Source organism: Phycisphaerae bacterium (assembly GCA_028714855.1).
In the GTDB taxonomy this organism is placed as follows: domain Bacteria; phylum Planctomycetota; class Phycisphaerae; order Sedimentisphaerales; family Anaerobacaceae; genus CAIYOL01.
Genome location: JAQTLP010000001.1, coordinates 194,587 through 216,924 on the forward strand (window position 1 = coordinate 194,587; position 22,338 = coordinate 216,924).

General features: G+C 49.1%; 24 protein-coding genes and 1 tRNA gene. 16 read left to right on the plus strand and 9 right to left on the minus strand.

Features of this window, described 5'->3' with window-relative positions:
* Positions 1–149 precede the first annotated feature (149 nt).
* Entirely contained in the window at positions 150–1,541 is a 1,392-nt protein-coding gene (locus PHG53_00890; protein ID MDD5380183.1) for a tetratricopeptide repeat protein, read from the minus strand.
* Between the two features lie 332 nt (positions 1,542–1,873).
* On the opposite strand from PHG53_00890, the gene ribH reads away from it, so the two are divergent.
* From ribH to PHG53_00905, 3 genes are read left to right on the plus strand one after another with little or no spacing between them, the layout of a single operon-like run.
* Positions 1,874–2,338 carry a 6,7-dimethyl-8-ribityllumazine synthase gene (gene ribH / locus PHG53_00895; GenBank protein MDD5380184.1) on the plus strand — a complete coding sequence of 155 codons (465 nt, stop codon included), beginning with the start codon at positions 1,874–1,876 and terminating at the stop codon, positions 2,336–2,338.
* Positions 2,339–2,393: 55 nt separating this feature from the next.
* A complete protein-coding gene (nusB, locus tag PHG53_00900) occupies positions 2,394–2,810 on the plus strand; it encodes a transcription antitermination factor NusB (protein ID MDD5380185.1) in 417 nt (138 codons plus the stop codon).
* Between the two features lie 10 nt (positions 2,811–2,820).
* Entirely contained in the window at positions 2,821–3,726 is a 906-nt protein-coding gene (locus PHG53_00905; GenBank protein ID MDD5380186.1) for an AAA family ATPase, read from the plus strand.
* Between the two features lie 7 nt (positions 3,727–3,733).
* Here the strand turns inward: PHG53_00905 and PHG53_00910 are convergent, their stop codons facing one another.
* Complete coding sequence (locus tag PHG53_00910) at positions 3,734–4,447, minus strand: 2-oxo acid dehydrogenase subunit E2 (protein MDD5380187.1); 714 nt, start codon at positions 4,445–4,447, stop codon at positions 3,734–3,736.
* A gap of 121 nt (positions 4,448–4,568) precedes the next feature.
* On the opposite strand from PHG53_00910, the gene polX reads away from it, so the two are divergent.
* Positions 4,569–6,296, plus strand: coding sequence for a DNA polymerase/3'-5' exonuclease PolX (polX, locus tag PHG53_00915; protein MDD5380188.1), 1,728 nt, complete (start codon positions 4,569–4,571; stop codon positions 6,294–6,296).
* 22 nt (positions 6,297–6,318) lie between these two features.
* On the opposite strand, the gene PHG53_00920 is transcribed toward polX, so the two are convergent.
* Together PHG53_00920 and nikR are read right to left on the minus strand one after the other, a co-directional pair.
* Positions 6,319–6,392 (minus strand) — tRNA-Val (locus PHG53_00920).
* 45 nt (positions 6,393–6,437) lie between these two features.
* Positions 6,438–6,857 (minus strand): nickel-responsive transcriptional regulator NikR, encoded by a 420-nt coding sequence (gene nikR / locus PHG53_00925; protein ID MDD5380189.1) that lies wholly within the window; start codon positions 6,855–6,857, stop codon positions 6,438–6,440.
* 182 nt (positions 6,858–7,039) lie between these two features.
* Here nikR and PHG53_00930 point away from each other — a divergent pair, with 182 nt between their 5' ends.
* From PHG53_00930 to PHG53_00945, 4 genes are all read left to right on the plus strand, one after another.
* Positions 7,040–8,317, plus strand: a complete 1,278-nt coding sequence (locus tag PHG53_00930) for a carbohydrate porin (GenBank protein ID MDD5380190.1) — start codon at positions 7,040–7,042, stop codon at positions 8,315–8,317.
* Positions 8,318–8,391: 74 nt separating this feature from the next.
* Positions 8,392–9,420, plus strand: a complete 1,029-nt coding sequence (locus PHG53_00935) for an energy-coupling factor ABC transporter permease (protein ID MDD5380191.1) — start codon at positions 8,392–8,394, stop codon at positions 9,418–9,420.
* A 46-nt stretch (positions 9,421–9,466) separates the two neighbouring features.
* On the plus strand, positions 9,467–10,243 hold the full coding sequence (cbiQ, locus tag PHG53_00940) for a cobalt ECF transporter T component CbiQ (protein ID MDD5380192.1): 777 nt from the start codon (positions 9,467–9,469) through the stop codon (positions 10,241–10,243).
* A gap of 9 nt (positions 10,244–10,252) precedes the next feature.
* The gene (locus PHG53_00945) at positions 10,253–10,978 is read left to right on the plus strand and encodes an ATP-binding cassette domain-containing protein (protein MDD5380193.1); all 726 of its coding nucleotides are present in this window, start codon (positions 10,253–10,255) and stop codon (positions 10,976–10,978) included.
* 40 nt (positions 10,979–11,018) lie between these two features.
* On the opposite strand, the gene PHG53_00950 is transcribed toward PHG53_00945, so the two are convergent.
* Both PHG53_00950 and PHG53_00955 read right to left on the minus strand, forming a co-directional pair.
* Positions 11,019–11,618 (minus strand): hypothetical protein, encoded by a 600-nt coding sequence (locus PHG53_00950; GenBank protein ID MDD5380194.1) that lies wholly within the window; start codon positions 11,616–11,618, stop codon positions 11,019–11,021.
* A 531-nt stretch (positions 11,619–12,149) separates the two neighbouring features.
* Positions 12,150–13,952, minus strand: a complete 1,803-nt coding sequence (locus PHG53_00955; GenBank protein ID MDD5380195.1) for a homoserine O-acetyltransferase — start codon at positions 13,950–13,952, stop codon at positions 12,150–12,152.
* Between the two features lie 211 nt (positions 13,953–14,163).
* Here PHG53_00955 and PHG53_00960 point away from each other — a divergent pair, with 211 nt between their 5' ends.
* The 6 genes from PHG53_00960 (at position 14,164) to trxA (ending at position 18,186) form a co-directional block, all read left to right on the plus strand.
* On the plus strand, positions 14,164–14,376 hold the full coding sequence (locus tag PHG53_00960) for a hypothetical protein (protein MDD5380196.1): 213 nt from the start codon (positions 14,164–14,166) through the stop codon (positions 14,374–14,376).
* A 106-nt stretch (positions 14,377–14,482) separates the two neighbouring features.
* Entirely contained in the window at positions 14,483–15,478 is a 996-nt protein-coding gene (locus PHG53_00965; GenBank protein MDD5380197.1) for an SDR family oxidoreductase, read from the plus strand.
* Between the two features lie 106 nt (positions 15,479–15,584).
* Entirely contained in the window at positions 15,585–16,550 is a 966-nt protein-coding gene (gene trpS / locus PHG53_00970) for a tryptophan--tRNA ligase (protein ID MDD5380198.1), read from the plus strand.
* Between the two features lie 2 nt (positions 16,551–16,552).
* Positions 16,553–16,804 (plus strand): DUF2007 domain-containing protein, encoded by a 252-nt coding sequence (locus PHG53_00975; protein MDD5380199.1) that lies wholly within the window; start codon positions 16,553–16,555, stop codon positions 16,802–16,804.
* Complete coding sequence (locus PHG53_00980) at positions 16,805–17,728, plus strand: segregation/condensation protein A (protein MDD5380200.1); 924 nt, start codon at positions 16,805–16,807, stop codon at positions 17,726–17,728.
* 131 nt (positions 17,729–17,859) lie between these two features.
* A complete protein-coding gene (gene trxA, locus PHG53_00985) occupies positions 17,860–18,186 on the plus strand; it encodes a thioredoxin (GenBank protein MDD5380201.1) in 327 nt (108 codons plus the stop codon).
* 41 nt (positions 18,187–18,227) lie between these two features.
* Here the strand turns inward: trxA and PHG53_00990 are convergent, their stop codons facing one another.
* Entirely contained in the window at positions 18,228–18,605 is a 378-nt protein-coding gene (locus tag PHG53_00990; protein ID MDD5380202.1) for a hypothetical protein, read from the minus strand.
* 136 nt (positions 18,606–18,741) lie between these two features.
* On the opposite strand from PHG53_00990, the gene rimO reads away from it, so the two are divergent.
* On the plus strand, positions 18,742–20,115 hold the full coding sequence (rimO, locus tag PHG53_00995) for a 30S ribosomal protein S12 methylthiotransferase RimO (protein MDD5380203.1): 1,374 nt from the start codon (positions 18,742–18,744) through the stop codon (positions 20,113–20,115).
* Between the two features lie 37 nt (positions 20,116–20,152).
* On the plus strand, positions 20,153–20,773 hold the full coding sequence (locus PHG53_01000; protein ID MDD5380204.1) for a CDP-alcohol phosphatidyltransferase family protein: 621 nt from the start codon (positions 20,153–20,155) through the stop codon (positions 20,771–20,773).
* A 122-nt stretch (positions 20,774–20,895) separates the two neighbouring features.
* Here PHG53_01000 and PHG53_01005 read toward each other — a convergent pair whose 3' ends face one another.
* Together PHG53_01005 and PHG53_01010 are read right to left on the minus strand one after the other, a co-directional pair.
* Positions 20,896–21,258: a hypothetical protein gene (locus PHG53_01005; protein ID MDD5380205.1), complete on the minus strand. Its 363-nt coding sequence runs from the start codon at positions 21,256–21,258 to the stop codon at positions 20,896–20,898.
* 539 nt (positions 21,259–21,797) lie between these two features.
* Positions 21,798–22,112 (minus strand): hypothetical protein, encoded by a 315-nt coding sequence (locus PHG53_01010; GenBank protein ID MDD5380206.1) that lies wholly within the window; start codon positions 22,110–22,112, stop codon positions 21,798–21,800.
* Positions 22,113–22,338 lie beyond the last annotated feature (226 nt).

Below are 22,338 nucleotides of genomic sequence, written 5' to 3' on the forward strand. Positions count from 1 at the left end.
CTAATGAATTTTACGCCGATTTGCAAATTGTTTCTTAATTTACCGGCCCCGCAGGCCTTTAGAAATGTGTCAGAGTAGCAGGAAATGGGGTTAATCGCGAAGAACGTAAGGTGCGCAGAGAAAATTTAAACTCTGCGGCCAATGAGGGCTCAGCGGCCAAATAAAATCCAGCTCATCAAATACGAAACAAATCGAGGGTGGGGCCGCCAAAGAAAATCTGCTATTCGGCTTGCTGCCTGGGCCAGCCGGACTCTGCGACTAAGGGCCTTTAACCGTGAATCATCATCTGCAAATTCCAGCGCCCTCTTAATTCTCTCCGCAGCCTCGGTTAATCTGCCCATCCCCAAACAAACAAGGGCGGAATCCCGCAAGGCACAAACGTCCGTAGGCCTTATGTCGAGAGCATTACCGAAGAACTCCATCGCATCCTCAAATCGACCTTTTATAGCGCTGACAAGACCGAGGTAATAATAGGCGTCCGCGTTGGAGCTGTCTATGTCGGTGACCTTCAGCAGGCAATGCATTGCATAATCCAAATCGCCAATTCCCAAAAACATCGACCCCATCGAAACCAGTATGTCAGTGTCCTCCGAAGCCAGCTTCGTCTCCGAAACCAGATGGCTTCTCGCCTCTTCTTTATTTCCGCACATTAACGCAAACTCAGCCAGCCGATACTGCGGCCCAGTGAGTCGATTGTCCCTTTGTAACGCCTCTTTGAACAGTGTTACTGCTCTTAGATAATCACCGCTTTTAAAAACAATCTCCCCCAAATAAAACATGGCGGCGGCAGAACCCGGCTTAAGCTCAAGTATCCTGTTAAACTTTTCCTTCGCCGATTCTACATCACCAACCTCGAGGAGAAACAGGCCGAAATCAAGGATGACATCAACATCGCCCGGGTTAATGCGAAGCTCAACTAAGAAATACTCACGCCCGCACTCGTAATCGCCCATGGCCCAATATGCTTGAGCAATACGATAGTTAATTTGCGGATGACTCGGTTCAAGCTTGGCTGTCTTCAGCCAGCAATGAATTGCTTTCTTATACTCGCCCCGAACGAAAAGACTGTTGCCAATATTATAGTAACATAATGCACAGTCCGGATTTATCTGCTGGGCAAGGTAAAACATCTGCTCTGCAAGGTCGTGTTGCCCCATCTCGGTATAGGTAATTATCCGGTTGCAATAGCATGGTTCAAACCCGGCATCTAACTGCTGGATATGCTCGAAAGTCTCGATGGCCAGGTCGTATTTGCCGGTGCGGGTATAATCGACCGCTAACGAATTTAACACCTCCAAATCATCCGGCACCAGCTCCAGGGCGGTTTCGTATTCGGTTATTGCTTTCTCGAACTCACCCTTGGTGTCAAGGGTAAGGGCCTTGTCAAAATGCCAGGCGCTGTTGGACGGATTTATCTCAAGCGCCGCGTCCAGTTCGGTAAGAGCCTGAGTTATTTCGCCGTCTTCGTAAAGCTCGTAGGCCTTCTTGGCCTTATGTTCGGCTTCAGAAAAGCAGTCATATTCCATATCGTCGAACAGCATAAAACTCCGATTGCTTGTTTTAACCCAAAAAGTAATACATCACCCCAAACCGTTTCGGCAATAAACTCAGGCCGAATTAACGGTTTTTGCAGGCCTGATTTCTTTTTGAACCAATTAAAAATTTCGTCGGAAATTAGGCCTATAACCACTTGCTGCTGCGAAAGTTAACTCAATAAAGACAGGCCGTCCAAACTGCCCGACAAAGCCGCAACAGGTCTTTTTCTGGAAACCAGCCGCTATTAGTCTTATAATGTGTGACCGCCCCCGTGCTTTCTTGCGAAAGCAAGAACGGGGGAAACTATAGTTCTGATTGTTTTGGGAGAAGCAAAACTATGATTAAAGAAATAAAAGGTCGGCTAACGGCCGGCAAAGGAAATTACGCCATTGTAATCAGCAGGTTCAACGAATTTATAACCGCTAAGCTGCTTGCCGGCGCCATAGATTGTCTCAAACGGCACGGTGCCGCTGACGAACAGATATCGGTAGTCTGGGTACCAGGCGCCTTGGAAATCACCATAGCTGCAAAAAAACTTGCGCAAAGCGGCAAATACGTTGCGGTCCTTTGCCTCGGCGCTGTAATACGCGGCCAAACATCTCACTGCGATTATATCGCTCAGATGGTAGCGAGGGGCGTCGGACAAATCAGCTATGATTCAGCGACCCCGGCGGTCTTCGCCGTCCTGACCTGTGATACCATCGAGCAGGCCGTCGAAAGGGCCGGAGCTAAAATGGGTAACGCAGGAACCGACGCGGCATTGACAGCTATGGAAACTGCGAACGTGCTCGAACAGATTTGAGTCGTTCATTGACAATTTAACAATACCCAACAATCAATTGATAAGAGGCCTGAAGGTGGACAAAAGAACAAGGGCCAGAGAGCTGGCGATACAGGGACTATATCAGCTCGACATACAGGGTTCACACCTGCTCCCGCAATTAGCCGAGTTCTTCACTGAAAACGACCCGGATTCTTTAGTATGCAAGCTCGCCTCGGAATGGACAAAGGGAGCGTGGGAAAATCTGGCTGTATGTGATGAGCTTATAACCGCTTCGGCAATAAAATGGCAGTTGTCCCGGCTTTCAGCTGTTGACAAAAGCATTTTGCGGCTGGCGGTTTACCAGTTGAAATTCTGTCCCGATATCCCGCCAAGAGTCGTGATAAACGAGGCTATCGAGCTTGCCAAGAAGTTCAGCACCGATAAGTCCTCGGCGTTCGTTAACGGCGTGCTGGACGCCGTCTTGAAGAAAATAAAAACCGAAAGCGATTGAGGTTAATGGATTGAAGGTAATAGCGGTATTAAACCAGAAGGGTGGCGTTGGCAAAACCACAACGGTGGTAAATACCGCCGCTGCTCTTGCCGCCGCAGGTCTGAAGGTGGCTGTTCTCGATTTCGACCCTCAGGCGCATCTGACGATACATCTCGGCGCAGAACCTGAAAGCATCGAATCAGGCTCATACAGACTTCTCACGCAATCGACAAAATTCGAAGACGAAATCCTGCTTGTTCGTCCAAACCTTTGGCTGTTGCCTGCAAATATTAATCTTGTCGGTGCCGAAAGTGAGCTCGTAAGCGTCGTCGGAAGAGAAACCATCCTGCGGGAAGCCCTCGCTTCTGTTGCGGATAGATTCGATTACGCTTTTATCGATTGTCCCCCTTCACTGGGACTGTTGACCTTGAACGCCCTCGCTGCCGCCCAGGAGGTTATGATTCCGCTCCAGCCGCATTTCCTCGCCCTGCAGGGTTTCGGAAAACTGCTGCAAACCGTCGAGCTTGTAAATAAAAGAATAAATCCTAACCTTAAAGTTAAATGGATTTTACTGTGCATGTTCGACAGCCGTGCCTCGCTTCCCAATGAGGTCAAGGCCGACATAGAACAATTCTTAAAAAATGCCCGCACAACCAATTGTGCCTGGGCCGATGCTCAGGTCTTGCCTGTCTATATCCGCAGAAACATCAAGCTCGCCGAGGCCCCAAGCTACGGCAAAACAATCTTCGAATACGAACCCGCCTGTCACGGCGCAGAGGATTACAAAAAAGTCGCCGAACTAATTCATAATCAAATGCAGCCGTCGACTGCCGACCCTAACCCGATAAAGATTGTTGAGATAGCTCCGCTGAACATTCAAACGTCTGCCGAAGCCGCACAAACAACAGCTTCCAACCCCGCATCCGAACCCAAATAGCCCTCTGTCAAACCAGCTCTTGTGGATTTTGCAGCTGCTCGCCGATTGTGTTCAGAAATTTCGCCGCGTAAACCTCGTCTGTGACCCTGCGGTCAACCGCAAGCGACAAACTTACTATTTTTCGCTCCACAGGTTTGCCGTCTATAGGAACAATCTCTCTATTTACATTACCTACAGCTAAAACGGTGCTTGTCGGCGGCGGTACGATTGCCAAAAAAGAATCGATGCCGTAAGCGCCGAGATTGCTTAACGCTATCGTCTCGCCTTCCATCTCCTCGAGCGTCAGCTTATTATCTCGCGCCTTATCAATGAGCACTTGTCCGAGCCCGGCAATCTCAGCCAGCGTTTTTTCGTCCGCATCTTTTATCACCGGCACAACAAGGCCCTGCGGGGCGTTGACTGCAAAGCCGACATTGATTGAATCGGGTATTTTGATGTTGTCGCCATCGATTTTGCCGAGCACAAGTGGATTCCGCTTCGCCGCCAGCGCTAAAGCGCGAATATAAAAAGCATCCGTCGTTATTTTGACGCCCAGTGTCTTCCGCAGCTTCGGCCGAAGTCCCATCAGCTCGGTTACATCCGCTTTTATCTCGATATAAAAACAGGGCTTGCTCAGCTTTGACTGCAGCATCCTGTCGCCGATGAGCTTCTGGATTCGCGTCAGGGCAATAGAAGAGCTTTCCGGGTTTTCTGAAAATGGCTTTGTCTCTTCGTGGAACAAAATAAAATCCTTAATTGAACAAAGTGAAATTATAGTAATCCTGCTTGGTTCGTCAAGTCTGCCAGCCGGCCGTTAAGACTTATCACTTTAATTCCATCACCGTCCAGATATAATCATCTCTATGAAAAACGCTGCTATCAGTGAACTCTTCGGCCAGATGGCTGATATTATGGAAATCCTCGGCGACGACCGGTTCCGCATCAATTCCTGCCGCAGGGTAAGCCGGATTATTGCCGATATGACAACCGACATAGAAACACTTTTAGCAAGCGGCGATTTGGCAAAAACGCCAGGCATCGGCAAATCAAGTCTTGCCAGGATTGAAGAGTTCGTAAAAACCGGCAAAATAACCGCCCACAAACAACTGCTCAAGAAAATCCCGCCGACTCTGCTGGACCTGCTCACTGTCCCCGGCGTAGGACCAAAAAGCGTAAAAGCCGTCTACGAAAAGCTGAACATCAAAACCATCGCCGGACTGAAAAAAGCGATTTCCTCCGGCTCCTTAGCCAAACTGCCCGGCTTTGGTGATAAAAAAGCTGCCGCGATTGCAAAAGGCATCGGATTTCTTGAAAAATCCACCGGCCGGATTCGGCTCGACCAGGCCCTTGTCGCCGCGGATATTGTTACCGGCTTTCTCAAAAAGCTTCCCAGCATCGGCAAAATCCAAACCGCCGGCTCACTGCGCCGCAGGGCCGAAACCATCGGCGATGTTGACGTCCTCGTAGCCTCTAAAAATGGCAAAAAGATAATAGACGCGTTTACTAAAGCGGCATTCGTCCAGCAGGTCCTCGCCGCAGGGCCGACAAAGGGCTCCGCGATTATCCGGACAGAGACAACTCCCGTCCACGTTGATGTGCGCGTCGTGCCCAAAGAAAGCTTCGGTGCCGCGCTGCAGTATTTCACCGGCTCGAAGCAGCACAACGTGCGATTAAGAGAAATCGCCGTAAAAGCAAAATTAAAACTGAACGAGTACGGCTTATTCAAAGCAAATAAAAGAATTGCCGGAGCAGCTGAAGAAGAAATCTATAAAAAGCTCGGCATGGATTTTATCGACCCGCTATTGCGCGAAGACCGCGGCGAAATCGAAGCGGCGAAGTCACACGCCTTGCCTGAGCTGATTGATTTCAAAGATATCAAAGGCGACCTCCACGTCCATACAAATGCTTCCGACGGCCACGCCGGTATTTCAGAAATGGTTCTGGCGGCAAAAGATTTCGGCTACAAATATATCTGCATCACAGATCACTCAAAGTCCGCCGCAATCGCCAATGGCTTATCGGGCAAACAATTGGCCGCTCAAATCAAACAAATCCGCAAACTAAACGAAAAAATAAAAGGCATAACCATCCTGGCAGGAACCGAAGTCGAAATCCTTGCCGACGGCTCTCTGGATTTCGACAATAAGCTGCTTGCTGACCTCGATTTTGTAATTGCTTCAATACATTCAGGTATGACCGGTCCCCGCGAAAAGGTAACCGCCCGCACATTAAAAGCAATGGACAATCCTTACGTTAATTGCATCGCTCACCCCACAGGCCGCCTTCTCGGCGAGCGCGGGCCGATGGATATCGATATGGCTGCTGTAATCAAACACGCCGTCCAAACCCGCACTGCGCTGGAAGTAAACGCAAACCCCTACCGCCTCGACCTTAAAGACGTCCACTGCAAAATGGCTATCAAGGCAAAAGCTGTGCTTGTCATCGGAACCGACTCTCACCGAACAACCGGCTTCGGCGCCATCGGTCTCGGCGTGGCGACTGCTGCACGGGGCTGGGTAACGAAAAGCGATGTTTTAAATACGCTATCCGCAGCTAAGATAAAGAGTTGGGTAAAAGCGAAAAGGCCGTAGATTTTCCCGATGTGCTTAATAATGGGCGATACAGGATTCGAACCTGTGACCTCACGGGTGTGATCCGTGCGTTCTAACCAGCTGAACTAATCGCCCAAAGTTCAGCTATATTAAAACACTTTACGCAGTTATTTTCAAGTTCTAATCGCTGTCTCTCCCCGCGGCGACGAAGTTAATCCTGCCGAGCTTGACGCCTTTTATACTGATTATACTCTCCGCCGTCTTCTTGATTTCACTCACGCGCCCACGCAGCGCAATTACCTCTAAACAGTCGTGCTCGTCCAGATGAATGTGCATCGCGGAAATCGTTTGCAGAAGATGTGAATGCTGCAAATCGGTTATTTTCTCCATCACCTTTGTCGAATGATGGTCGTAAACTAAAATCACCGCAGCTACCGCTTCGGCCTTCGGGTCGCCAACCTGTTTGTCGCTTAGCCGTTGGCGCACAAGGTCACGTATGGCCTCCGACCGGCTCTGATAACCCTGTTTGGCAATCAGTTTGTCGAACTTCGCAAGCAATTCCTTCTCCAGCGACACCCCTATGCGCTCAATCTGGCTCATTCTTTGTTCTCCCGTGACAATAACACAAACTTGCCGGCTGTTGACCGGCTGAAAGCTATTTTACCTGATAAAATTTTTTTTGAAATAATTAAATTTTCTTGTTGGCGCGGTAGCATGATTTTTGTATTTTTATGCTTCAGTAACACGTTTTTATGATTTTTATGCGCAAAGAAAGGAAGGATATGAAAAAAATGTGTATCGTTTTTAGCGTCACTACACTGCTGGCATTCGCACAACTGTCCTCTGCTGACATTGAACCAAACTGCCCTGACAGCATCTGGGAAAGAGAGACACTGTCGAGTGGTTTCTTCGGCCTGAACGACAAACTGGCCGATAAAGGCCTGGAAATGGCCATTGGCGTTACAAATATTTATCAGCAAAATCTTCGCGGCGGAATCAGCACGCACCGGCGGGCCGGTCGCTTCTCCGGAAGCTACGATCTCGAACTATCGGCTGACTCTGAAAAACTGCTGGGAATTAAAGGCGGCAGAGTTTTTGTGCATACCGAAGGTGTATGGTCTAAATCTGCCGGTATTGATGGGCCTTCCGTAGGCAGCGCATTCGGCGTAAATGGTGACGCCCGCGACAGACGCACAATAGACGTTACCGAATTATGGTATGAACAATCACTTTTAGATGAAACTCTACGTGTTCGCCTCGGCAAAATGGACCTTACCTGCGGATTTGAACATCACAATTGCCCCGTCTCATTCGATTGCAGTAATTTCGCCAACGACGAAACCTCTCAGTTCCTTAACGGAGCTCTTATCAACAACCCGACTATACCCTTCCCTGATTACGGCCTTGGCGCATCTATCCACTATGTCCCGGCCGGCTCCTGGTATGTGTCAGCAGCCGTAGCTGATGCGCAGGCCGACTTAAGGGAAACCGGATTCAGAACAACATTCTGCGGCCCCGCTTACTTCTTTTATATCTTTGAAACAGGCATAACCCCGCAGTTCGAATCAGCTAAAGGCCCCCTGCAGGGCGCGTATCGTCTTGGCCTCTGGTATGACCCCCAGCCGAAAGCAAACTCCGACAGCGCCAACGCAGGCAGGGACGATGTCGGCTTCTATGCCACCTGCGACCAGATGCTGATTAGGGAAAACGACGACCCTCAGGACAGCCAGGGACTCGGTACTTTTTTCAGATACGGCCATGCCGACAGCAAAAGAAACGATATCGTTGATTTCTGGAGTTTTGGTTTTCAGTATCAGGGTATATTTGATGGCCGTGACGACGATACCCTCGGCTTAGGTTTCGCACAGGGCTTCTTCAGTAACTACGCATCCACAACCTACACCGACGATTACGAAAGTGCCCTCGAGCTTTACTACAATGCCCGGATAACCCCCTGGCTGAATATAAGTCCATCTATACAATACATTGCAAACCCCGGCGGCAACAAAGCCGCTGACAACGCCGTGGTGCTGGGCGTAAGGGCACAAATGATTTTTTAAACGCCGCAATTTTGTATGGCAAAACAAAAAACAATAACGTTAACTAATAAGAATAGGAGTACTTAACTATGCATATGGCCAATGAGTTACTGTCTGTTCCGGTCGCCGCTGGAACGCTCACAATAGCCGCCGCAGGCCTGAGTATTGTCTGCCGAAAGCTAAGGCGGATTATTACATCTGAAAAGCTCGCCCTGATGGGTATCTTGGGTGCGTTTGTTTTCGCCGCGCAAATGGTAAATTTCCAGCTCCCCGCGATGCCCGGTACAAGCGGACATCTGGTCGGAGCGGTCCTTTTGGCAATAATCCTCGGCCCGCACATCGGCGCGCTGGTTATCTCCTCCGTCGTTATTGTCCAGTGTCTCATCTTCCAGGATGGCGGCCTGCTCGCTTTGGGCTGCAACCTTATCAATATGGCGCTCGTCCCCAGCTATCTCGGTTACTTCTTATACAAAACCATTACAAAGAACCGCACAAGCAGTTTGTGGATTTACATCGCCACTTTACTCGCCTGCGTGATTGCGATTGAAGCCGGTGCCGTCCTTGTCCCGATTGAAGCCGCTCTCTCAGGCGTCCTCGCTGTGCCGTTCGCGACCTTCCTCGTAACAATGCTCGGCGTCCATTTGCTGGTCGGCCTCGTCGAAGGCTTCGTCACCGTCGCCGTATTGGGTTACCTCCAGCAGGTCAGGCCCGACATCGTTATAGACTCTCTGCCCGGCCAAGTCAGGTTAAGTAAAAAGGCTGTGCTCGTAACCCTGCTCATTTTCACTATCATCATCGGCGCAGGACTTTCTCTGTTCGCCTGCGGCTTTCCCGACGGTCTCGAGTGGAGCTACGCCGAAAGGCCGGACCAGCCGGACTTCAAATCCGCCGTGGAAAACCCAGACCCGAGAATCGCCGCCGTCGATGACTTCCAATCACAATATTCGCCGCTGCCCGATTATTCCGTAAGGTCCTCAAAGCTGGGACAAACACCCGCACAGGAAATCGAGGCCGCCGCCGGCTGGACAAGCTTCGCGGGAGTCATCGGCTCCGTTTTAACAATGATACTCATCTGGCTGGTTGCTTGGCTTTTGAGGAGAAAACAATCAGCTAAAGTGGTATAATCATCCCTTAAACAAGATACGAGGCACAAGTAACGAACGACGAAAAATGCACCACGCGCATATAGATAAATTCGCTTATCAGGATTCGCTCGTCCATCGGCTGGATAGCAGAATAAAATTTATTATTGTGCTCATCTTTACCGCCGTCGTCATTTCTCTACCTGTAACCTCGCCGGCTATTTTGACCTGCTACGCCGTCGGCCCATTCGCGATACTTGTGCTGGGCCGAATCCCGATAAGGTTCGCACTAAAACATATATTGGTCGTCAGCCCGTTTGTGCTGGTGCTCGCCTTGAGCTGTCCCCTCTACGATAAGACCTCGTTCACCGCTGCCTTCGGCCCATTCACATGGCAAACCTCGGCTGGCTGGATGCGCTGCTTCACAATTCTCGGTAAATTCATCGTTACAATGCTTGCCCTGATAGCTCTCGTCTCCACCACCCGCTTCAACGACCTGCTCGCCGGCCTGCAGCAATTGGGATTGCCGAAACTGCTGACTATCCAGCTCGGCTTTCTATACCGATACATATTCATCCTTATAGATAGAGCCCAGCATATCCTGCAGGCAAGGGCAGGCAGAAAACTCAAAAATCTCGACGCCAAAATCGAATTGAAAACCGCCGCCGCTATGCTCGGCTCGCTGTTCATTCGCAGTATCGACACCGCAGAGCAGATAAATATCGCGATGCAGGCTCGCGGCTTCGACAGGAAATGGCGAACAATTTCCAAATTGCAGGTTCGCGGCCGCGATTTAGTCTTCGCCGCAATCACCGCGATTTTCCTGTTCGGACTGCATTTTTTAGTAAGACCGTTTTTGCAATAGGATTCTTTAATGCCGAACGCAATTGAGATAATAAGTTTTTCATACAAATATCCCGACGGCACAGCCGCTCTCGATAATATTACCCTCGCTGTTGAGCATGGCCAATCGCTCGCCCTCATCGGCCCAAACGGCGCAGGCAAATCGACCCTGCTGCTCGCAATGGCCGGCTTCGTAAAAGGAACTGGAAACGTGCTCATTGACGGCCTGCAAATCAATAGACAAAACACAAAAAAGATTCGCGCCCTAATTGGCTCCTGCCTTGAAGACCCCGACGACCAGCTATTTATGCCGACCTTGTTCGACGACGTCGCGTTCGGCCCGCTGAATATGGGCCTCGATGCTGAAGAAGTAAAGGCCCGCGTCACTGATGTGCTGAAAACCGTTGGCTTGGCCGATATGGCCGACAAAGCGCCGCACCATCTCTCCGCAGGCCAAAAAAGGGCCGCCGCGATTGCGACCGTCCTCGCGATGTCCCCGAAAATAATCACCCTCGACGAGCCCGATGGTTCGCTCGACCCGAGAAACCGAAATAATCTTATAAAGCTGCTCGCGAATCTATCCCAGACCCTTATCATCACGACCGCCAATATGGATTTTGCCGCCGCCGTCGCCGAGCGCGTCGTCCTTCTCGACAACGGCCGAATCATAGCTGACGGCCCCACCCAAAAAATAATGTCCGACCCCGAACTGATGACCACCCACGGCCTCGAAGTACCCGCAAAATTCGGGATATGAAAATTAAACCGCTACTCCAACTGAATTCCATTCCGCAAATTTACCCTCCGATGTGTCCTCGTAGGACTTCGTGGAGCCATTCTCTTTCCGGCTCTGTAAGGGTATCCCCAATCTCGACCCTCTCGGCGCCCACATCAAAAGTAAGTCTTTGTCTTTCACCGATACGTTCAAGGTGGAGATTAACAGGTTGTTTCAGTTCGACCCGGTAATTTTTATTTTTATTGCGGAAACTCTGAAAGAAATTTGGTTTCCCCTGAGAACGGTCGTATTTGTAATAATTAAAATTATAAGGTTTCGTGCCAGTTTCATATTCGAAATACGTCGAAGCTAAAGTTAACTTCGAGGGCTTGATTGGTTTGAAGGTGTTGTATAAAACGTAAATTACAGCCGCTTCGCCGCATGCCCAGCCGCCCAGCCAGAAAAGCATAAATAAACGTCCAAAAAGAGGCATGTCCTTGCCGGAAAAAACTTCTCTTGCTGCCACAAAACCGCCTACTGTCCACCCGCAAAGCCAAAATAACATGAATGCCGCAGCACCGTATTGACCGATACTTTTCTCCCCGTTCTTCCATGAGTAAGTCATGGAATACATGTCCCTGTCAACTTTGATATTCGTCCCCGCCGGCGGCTCCATATCCATTTTATTCTCTCCTAAAATCTCCCTCTGAAATTATAAAAACAAGTTGATGCAATTTCAAGTCTTGTTTCTCCAACCTCCTCGGTCAGATGCTAAACATCCCTATATGCGGCGATTCCGGAGGGAAGGAGAAAAATCAATCAAATGCGCGGTGGTTTAAGAGTAAAAATCCATTTTTTCAAAATTTTTTCTATCTCTTTAGCCGTAAGTACTTAGCCAAAACCTCACCTCTGAAAACTCCGTAATTTTCGCATCAAACGCGCAAGTCCGCCCAATTGTAGAAGGGACATATTCTAAATATTACAAAAGACATGAAGCAGCAAAACATAGTTAATTTAGGCAACTTATATTTAGTAATCAGTGTTAATCCGTGTAATCCGTGGTTGGAAGTCAATCAATCAAAACAACTAAATTATGCAAAACGAACCCAATTTTTCAAAAAGTCAAATGCTTATAACCGTAATTAATACAACCAATTACAACGAAAAATGCGAATTGGACACTTGGTCAAAACGAACCCAAACAAAGCCAATTTTAATCTTTACTGGTTACGTAGATTACCTGCTCAGCGAGCAGGTTCGGGGCAAAGCGCACGGGGGCGATTTTGGCCTTGCCCATTGGAATCCGCTTTTCCACTTTTACCCCCAGTTTCTCGCAAAACTCGTCAAAATCCTTCAGCGACAAAAAGTGTATGTTCGGCGAATCATACCAATTCAAAGGCAGTTGTTTTGTAACAGGCGCTTTGCCGGTAAATATAAGCTGTGCCCTGCACCGCCAGTTCGCGAAATTTGGAAAGCTGACGATTACTTTTTTGCCGACCCGAAGCAATTCTCTGAAAACTTTCTCCGGCTCTTTTATCGTCTGCAATGTCTGCGACAGGATTACGTAATCGAAGCTCTTATCGCCATAAAACCTAAGCCCCTCGCCGACGTTCTGCTGAATAATCGGCAGACGCCTGCAAACGCAATCCAGCACAAGCTCCTGGTCAATTTCGATGCCATTGCCTTTTATGTTCTTATCGCGCACGAGATTGACCAGCAATTGTCCATCGCCGCAGCCGACGTCGAGGACGGAGCTATCCGGCTCAATGAGAGATTGTATTCGCTCATAATCAACGCGTGCCCTGTGCGCGTGCTCGAACTCGTCGAGCTTGCGCATACTTCTCGCGTAACAGGAGCACGTCTGCTGGTCGGTCACCGGCCTGTATGTAGCCTGCAAAAAGCAGCAGAGGTATCTGCCCAGTATCTCCGGCTCCAGCAGAAACGCATCGTGGCCGTATGGCGAAGCGATATCGCAATAGCTGACGTCTTTGCCCGCAGCGGCAAGGGCGTCCACCATCGTCTTGGATTGTGCGGGCGTAAAGAGCCAGTCGCTGGCGAAACTGATTACAAGGAACCGGGATTTGGTTTTCGCAAACGCTTTCTCCAGAGAGCCATATTCTCTGTGAAGGTCGAAGTAATCCGCCGCCTTGGTTATATAAAGGTAACTGTCGGCGTCGAATCTTTCAACGAAGCTTTGCCCCTGATGGTCGAGATACGTCTCGACCGAGAACTCGCTGTTGAAATCATAACTGTAGCTGTCAGCACTTCGCAGCTCGCGCCCGAACTTGGCACGCATACCCTGCTCCGACAGATACGTTATATGCCCAATCATCCGCGCGATGGCCAGACCTCTGTCGGGCCCGGCGCCATCGTGATACTGCCCGCCGGCAAAGTTGGAGTCGGCCAGTATCGCGTTTCGCCCGACCGCGTCGAACGCTATCGACTGTGCGCTTAGGTGTGTAGCCGTCGCAATCGCTATCGCCGATTCGACAAAATCAGGATACGCAATCGCCCACTGCAGGGCCTGCATTCCGCCGATGGAGCCGCCGATTACGCTAAGAAGTTTTTTTATTCCGAGTTTATCGGCCAGCAGCTTCTGCACCTTCACCATATCGGCGATGGTTATAATCGGAAAATCCAGCCCGTATGGCTTACCCGTCTGCGGATTAGTATCGCGAGGCCCGGTCGTTCCGCTGCACCCGCCGAGAAAATTCGAGCAAATTACAAAATATTTATTCGTATCGATACCCTTGCCGGGCCCGACCATAACGTCCCACCAGCCCGGCTTTTTGTCATCGATACTGTGGATACCCGCAACATGCGCGTTGCCGCTGAGGGCGTGGCAAATCAAAACAGCGTTATCGCCCGCCTCGTTGAGCCTGCCGTATGTCTCGTATGCCACATCGATAGGGCCCAATCGCTTGCCGCTCTCCAATTCGAGGGGCCTATCCTGCTCTACGACGCGCATTGTCTGCGTTTTTACGACGCCGACCGAATTTTCCCTTGTTTCTGCCATAGCTGGTTTAAGTATATACTAAAACTTTCCTCTGTAAAGCACAACAGCAGCCCGGCAGGGGGGATGATATTTTCTGCATTGAAATTTCTAAAAATCCTTGACATTGACTATAAATTGTATTTCAATTGTTTTAGAATTACTAAAACACAGGGGCCTACCCAAACACTTGTCCGCCTCCGGCGGGAATATATTTAGCGAAAGGAACTGTAATATGGCAAAGAAAAGAAAAGCCGCAAAAAGAAAAAAAGCTGTACCGATGTGGTCAACCCGTGACGTCAATCTGCTAAAGAAGCTTTTCCCGACCAATCCGACCTCCAAGATAGCTAAAAAGCTCAAACGCAAAATCGACGCGGTAAAGAAAAAAGCCTCCAGAATGGGTCTTTCAAAGTCAAAGAAATACCTGAAATCTCTCGGCAAGGCCTAAACCGGCCGGACCGCACCAGATTCATTGGAGATGGGGGCCGCCCCGGAAAAGGTTCTTGAAACTACAAACAGCGGTCCCCCCGCAGCAGAGCTATTAGGAGTAATTCTTGAAAGTTCTATTTATTGGCGGCACAGGAGTAATTAGTTCCGCTTGCTCGCAATTGGCCGTGGAACGCGGCATTGACCTTTACCTGCTTAATCGCGGACAATCCGAGCGTCCTGTCCCGCCATCGGCCAGGGTCCTGCACGGAGATATTCGTGACAAAGACTCGGCTAATCGAGTCCTGGACAAAATGACTTTCGACGCGGTCGTTGACTGGGTCGCTTTCACGCCGGCCCATATCGAGATAGACTTAGAGCTGTTCCGGCAGCGGACGAAGCAATATATTTTCATCAGTTCCGCCTCTGCCTATCAAAAACCGCTGGCAACTCTACCCATCACGGAAACAACCGCCCTAAGCAACCCCTTTTGGAAATATTCACAGGACAAAATCGCCTGCGAGCAATTGCTGATGCGCGCCCTCGACCGCGACGGCTTCCCGGTAACAATTGTTCGTCCTTCGCATACCTACGACCGCACCAGTCTGCCTGTTGACGGCGGGTATACTGTATTGAACCGTATGCGGCAGGGCAAGAAAGTAATCGTTCACGGCGACGGTTCTTCTCTATGGACTTTGACCAATCATCGTGATTTCGCCAAAGGATTTGTTCCTTTATTGGGCAATAGCAGTGCCATCGGCCAGGTCTTTCATATAACATCCGATGAGCTTCTCACATGGAACCAGATTTTTGAAATACTCGCCGAAGCCGCCGGTGCAAAACCCCGTATAGTCCACGTATCTTCGGATATAATTGCTTCTTTTGACCCGAATTGGGGGGCAGGCCTGCTCGGCGATAAGGCCCACAGCGTGATTTTCGACAATTCCAAAATCAAAAGTTTCGTTCCGGACTACGCCGCGACCATTCCCTTTGCCGAAGGCGCAAAGGAAATAATATCCTGGTTCGATTCCAATCCGCGGCAGCAGACTGTAAATGAGCAAACCGACCAAATGATTGATAAAATCATCGCCGCCTGCGAATCAATCCGCCCCTGTTTATCTTAACATCTTCATTTTAACCCGCAAAAACATTGACATTTACGGTGTTTTTACGTAGAATCTTCGGGATATTTCGCTTTTTACAAAACTCACTACAAGAAGGGAGTTTGAATTGAGAGTTCTATCGGGGATACAGCCGAGCGGCAGGTTGCATATAGGTAATTTCTTTGGCGCAATGCGTCAGCATATCAAGCTCCAATCCGAGCACGATGGCTTTTATTTCATCGCTGACTACCACGCCCTGACCAGCAATCCAAAGCCGGCGGATGTCGCCCAGCATAGCCTCGATGTTACAATAGATTATCTCGCCTTGGGCCTTGATACGAAGAAAACCGTCTTCTGGCGGCAATCGGACGTGCCGGAGGTGCTGGAGCTTGCGTGGCTGCTATCGTGCGTAACGCCGATGGGACTTTTGCAGCGATGCACAAGCTTCAAGGACAAGGTCGCACAGGGCATAAGCCCAAACCACGGCCTGTTCGCATACCCGGTGCTGCAGGCGGCGGACATCCTGATTTTCAAAAGCGATTTAGTGCCGGTAGGGGCAGACCAGAAGCAGCATATCGAGGTAACCCGCGACATCGCAATCCGATTCAACAACGCATACGGCGAAGTGTTCACTGTGCCGAAGGAATATATCATCGAATCGGTAGCTGTCGTGCCGGGCATCGACGGACGAAAGATGAGCAAAAGCTATAATAATACGATTGGGATATTCGAGCCGGAGAAGGCCGTTAAGAAAAAGATTATGAGCATTGTTACCGACTCCACGCCTGTCGAAGACCCCAAAAATCCGGACAAGTGCAACGTCTTTGCGCTTTTGAAGCTGGTCGCCTCGCCGGATGAATTGGCGGAGTGGGAAAAAAGGTATCGCAACGGCGGGATGGGATACGGTGAAGCGAAGAAACGCTTAGTAGAGCTGATAACAGAATATTTTGCCCCGTTCAGGCAGAAAAGAACCGAGCTTGAAAATAATATCGGCTACGTCAAGGAAGTGCTTGCTGACGGGGCTGCGCGGGCAAAAGCGGTAGCCTCAAAGGTCCTCGAACAGGCGAGACAAGCCGTTGGATTAAGAAAGTAATAATGGGTGATAGACTCGTTAAAATAGCACAGTTCGGAAACTACATCGAAGCGGAGCTGGCAAAACAACAACTGGCAGATTCCGGAGTTGAGGCCATTGTGACAGGCGCAAATGCTTCAAATATGTATGGCGGGCTTCCATCTATTGAAGGGCCTGAGCTGCAGGTGCTCGAAAGCAGGGCCAAAGAGGCACTGGAAATTCTGGAATCCAGCAAGGGACAGGAATTGGAATTTGAAGAGGAAGAGGAACAATAAATGGCTGATTATCGCGTAAATCTGGATATATTTGCAGGGCCGATGGATTTACTGCTGTATCTTGTCCGCAGGGAGGAAGTAGATATTTATGATATCCCCATCGCGGAGATAACCGACCAATACGTCCGCTATATCGAGATGCTGCAAAATCTGGATATTGATTTAGCGGGCGATTTTTTAGTAATGGCATCGACATTGCTACAGATAAAATCTGCGATGCTGCTGCCGAAAACGGAGATAGATGCGACAGTCGGCAGCGAGGATTTAGCAGACCCGCGGGCGGAGCTGATACGGCAATTGCTGGAATATAAGAAGTTCAAGGACGCTGCGAATCTGCTTAGCGCCGCAGCGGATGAGACGAACAAGCGGTTCGTACGGCCGGGGACAATTATCGAGCAGCTAAAGCCAGGCGACGAGCCGGAGGTTGATATCGAACAGTTGAGCATCTGGGACCTGCTCGAAGCATTCGGCTCAATCGTCGAGGCCACCAGCGGGGCCAGTTTCGATGTGAGTCATATCAAGGACGATACGCCGATTGATTTGTATCAGATAGAAATTCTGCACCGTTTGCAAACAGAAGGCGCGATGAGTTTCGAACGAATATTTGAGGGACGAACCAGACGGATAGTAATGATTGGATTATTTCTGGCGACTCTCGAATTAGTTCGGGAGAAGCTGGTCGGCGCCGAGCAGCAGGATAGTTCAATATATTTGCGGCCATTGACGGAGGAAAACGCCGAACAGGCGGTGCAAAAGGCCATTTTTACCCTTACTGAGGCCAATAACGAACAATCCGTTGAGGTGAAACAACCTGAAAAACCGCCTATTCCGATATCCGAAATACCGCCTGAAAGCCGGCACGGGGCCTCGGCAGCAGAATACGAAAAAGTAGAATCCGCCGACAAACAACAGGCGGAAAATTAATCTGCAGCGGCCGGATTAACATTTGACAGGGCCTCTTTTCATCACTAAAATGTTTTCATTCATCGGAAAATAATTAGCCGACCTGTTTTGTATTTTTTTTGCAAAATGGTCGCATCGGAAAGGATAAAATAATGGCTGGTAACATAACTGAGCTAACTGACGCTGATTTTGACGAGGTTGTTCACAGTTCTGATGTGCCGGTGCTGGTCGATTTCTGGGCACCGTGGTGCGGACCGTGCAAGATGATGGCTCCGATCCTCAAAGAAGTTGCGGACGATTATGCGGACAAGGCCAAAATCTGCAAACTTAATACGGACGATGCCCGTGACAGCGCTATGGAATTCGGTATAAATGCGATACCGACTATTATTTTATTCAAGAACGGCGAGGTTCAAAAGAAGTGGGTCGGCTTAACCAGTAAAAAAATCTTAGCTGAGGCCATCGACGAGCTGCTCTGAGAACGACGACGACAGACCCTTTACCGCCGATGGGGCGATTTTCAATACCAAACCATAACGATAAGATTTGGCTCGGTCTTTTTTCCCTGAATCTCACCGGTAATTACATTGGTATGTCTGATGGAGATGCCCGGGTTGTCTTTGAGCCATTTGGAGATCATCTCATCGAGGAACTCAATAGCGCCGCCGTGCAGTTTTGTAAAGAAAGTCTTAACACCGGTAATTCGTTCTGTGGAAGCCAATGCCTTCTCCGCAGGCTTTATCATGGCCGATGGCGGCATAGCAGGCCTTTCAATCTTAGGCGCCGCAGCACCTCCGCCGCCTAAATCCAATGGCGCATGGGAAACACTATTGTCAAAAGGAATTGGTTTATCGAGGTTACGATCGGAGGAGCTTTTGTTGACGTCAAAATTTTCCATATACGGTCCCTCAACTAAAAACTCTAAATTGCATATAGTGATACCCAGTATACCTCCACTTTCTTAAAGTGTAAAGCGCCTAAATTGAATTAAAATATTAGACCAGGCGGCGTTTTTCTGCTACTTTTACCCTGCCATGAGAAAGAAAAAACACCAAAAATCCGGGCAGAGCCGAGGAACTGTCGGCTTTATAGCTCTTGGCTGTCCTAAAAACATGGTTGACAGCGAAAGGATGCTGGCCGAAATCGCAAAAGCGGGTTTCCTGATAATAACCGAGCCAGACCCGTCAAACGTATGGCGGGCTGATGTCGTTGTCGTCAATACCTGCGGCTTTATCGCTCCTGCCAGGACCGAAGCGCTCAAAGCAATAAGGCACGCTATAAAGTGCAAACGCAGCGGCACCGTCAGGAAAGTGATTGTCGCAGGATGTCTGCCGCAAAGGTCGGGACCGGAGCTGTTCAAGGATGCAAATGGCATCGACGCCATAGTCGGCCTCGGCCGGCGGGATTCGATAGCACAGATAATCAAAAAAACCATACGCTCGAAAAAGCCGGCCTCTTTTCTCGGTCATTTGCCGGACGAAATCAATGACGACAGAACCAGATTGCTTATTACTCCGCGCCACTGGGCGTATCTGCGAATCAGCGATGGCTGCAATCACCGCTGCTCTTTTTGCACAGTACCGGCAATAAGAGGCCCGTTCAGGAGCAAGCCCAAAGAACTTATCCTCGATGAAGCCGCGGAGCTGGTTTCCTCAGGTGCGGTCGAATTAAACATCATAGCGCAGGACACCACTAACTACGGCATGGACTTGAAAATAAAAAATGGGCTGGCGGAGCTGGTAAAAGAGATTGAAAAAATCGCGGGACTGTCGTGGATTAGATTGATGTATCTATACCCGGGGCGGATAACGGACCAGCTGATTGAAACAGTCGCGGAAAGCAAAAAAATTGTCCACTATTTCGACATTCCAATCCAGCACATAAACGATAAAATCTTAAAGGATATGCGCCGGCCAGACACAAAGGAGCGCATCTGCCGTCTTATTGAGAAACTGCGGGCAAATATGCCGGATGCTGTGCTGCGAACCACTCTCATCGTCGGTTTTCCCGGCGAGACCGATCTGGAATTTAACGAGCTGCTGGATTTCGTCAAATCGGCTGAATTCGATGCGCTTGGCGCCTTTAAGTACTATCCCGAATCAGGCACAGACGCCGCAGAGATGCCTGGCCAGGTCCCGGACAGGGTGAAACGTCAGCGTCTCAAAGAGCTGATGCTGACCCAGCAGAAAATCGCTTTCGCGAAGAACAAAAACCGAATCGGCAGCAAGCTTACCTGCCTTGTCGACTCTGTTAAAGCAAAAGGCGCCGCAAAGGGACGCTTTTACGGCCAGGCGCCCGACATCGACAGCGTTTGCTTTATAAAAAGCTGCTCGGCAAGCCTCGGCCGATTCATTGAAACGAAAGTCATCGGCACAAAAAACTATGATTTGGTCGTCGAGCAAATTTAGCATTGTATTGCGATGAAAAAAAACTAAAATTACCGGTATGATTAAACATTTACCCAATATTCTGACCTTCGGACGGCTTGTTTTAACCGTCATTTTTCTGGTTATGCTTTTGATGTCGCCGCGGTATTATACTGATGGCGAACGCCCTTTTCCGGATTTTCTCGACTACGCATTCATAATTTTTGTCATAGCCGGCCTTACCGACGTGATAGACGGCCCCATAGCCCGAAAGCTAAATGTCGCCAGCAAGTTCGGGCGGATGCTTGACCCATTAATAGATAAAGTCCTGGTATGCGGGGCATTTATATGCTTTGTGATAATCGGCGAGCCGAAACTTTTCGGTTTCGCGCCGGCTGCAATGGCCGCTATACAATGGTCGATAACGGGGGTTATCATTTTAAGAGAAGTTTACGTTACCGCACTGCGTCATATTGCCGAAGCTCGCGGCATCAATTTTGCCGCCACAGCATCCGGAAAAATCAAAATGTTTTTACAGTCCTTTGCAATAGGAACAGTGGTAATAAAAATAGCACACGTCCAGACCGCCACTTGGGGATACTGGTTCACAACCATAACATTCGCGATTACACTGATAGTTACTATTGTCTCCGGGTTAAGGGCCACTCAAAGAAGCGCCTGGAAAAAGGTATCAGGTTAAAATCAGGCGGCGCTGCCGCCGCGTAAAATTCCGGGTCTGTTTTATGCTGTTAAAATAAAAAACCGCTATGAAGAAACAAATCTTCATAGCGGTTTAATTCTTACCCGTAGTTTCTTTACTGTTTACTTGGTCTTGGCGGCCGGTGTTTTTTCAACTGCTTTATAACTTTGTACCTTTATCCACTCGTGTACGCCTTTCTTTGAAACGAGCCCCTCGACCTCAACTTCCTTGTCGGCCATTGTTTTGCCAAGCTCCATGCCTTTTACGTCCAGTTTTACGTCGTAAACGACTTTATCTTTTGTTACCAAAGTCACCTTAGTGATTTCATTTACGTCCATGGTAACATTTACCATACCCTGCACTTTGACCATCTTCGGCTGCTCCGCCCCTGGGGCTGGCTCAGCAGCAAAGCATACTGTGTTCAAAAGTGCAGTCCCTGCGATTAACACAACCGCAAGCTTTACCAAATTCTTCTTCGTCAACATGTTTCTTTACCTCCAAATATATCTTACATATTTGCAGTTTTCTCAAGAAGCATACACATCTTCCACAAGAGAACCGCTACATTTCAGTAACATTGGGAAAATACCGTAAGAGATGGTACTTAGGACAACAGGAAAGCACCTATCAGTGCGTGTGTCCCGCTTTGTACAGAGTGTACAATATACAGGATTTTTTTTTAAACTCAAGAAAAATGTGGAATTTTTCGCAATTTTTTCTGTTCTTTAAAACCAGAAAATTCACTTCTGGCGAACTCTGGAGGGGGCGGGCGGAAATATGATAACATGCTGCAAACAAATGACTTGCGCATTTTTTGCTTGCACAACCGCCGTTTGCCTGCCGTGCGATTACCCATCGATGCCTGATTTAAATGCCGCAAACAGCTTGTGCATTCTCAACAAAGTAGCCGGCACGTAAAAAAACCGCCGCAGCTAATACTGTCTTAACTGCGGCGGCGTAATGCCTCAAGCTGCTCCGGACTGATGTCCAGTCCCGCTAAATTATCGCGGGTTTATTTTTCTTCTTACTCAGGAACTTCGAAAGATGTCACTTTAATCCACTTCTGGCCGTCTTTTTCGGTTAGCACGCCGGTGACTTCGACATTCTGGCCGTCCATTGCACCGAGCTCCAAACCCGTCGCATCGAGCTCAACATTAAGATCGCCTATGTCTGAAGCCAACTGCACTGCTGTTATAACACCATTAGCATCTTTGGTGGCGATGACAACACCGCCCGCTATGGCATCTTCGCCTTCATCCGCAAAGCAGACTGAACCGAAAAGCGCTGCCACAAGTATTGCCAACAACGCAATGCTCATTCTTTGTGTTTTCACGAACATTTTTATCTTCTCCTGTAAATATGGTTAATTCCTCAACCGCTAAGCAACGCGCTTCACAGCGGGGAATCATATATCATAATAATAGGTTCAACTGTATGACACTCTCGTTATCTAAAACATCAAAATATAGCTGCTTACCTGTTAAATGTCAACTAAAATACACCGCAGATGACCGATTTTTAACCGCCCGGGGACTTCAAATTACAGCCCTTGTTTTCACAAACCG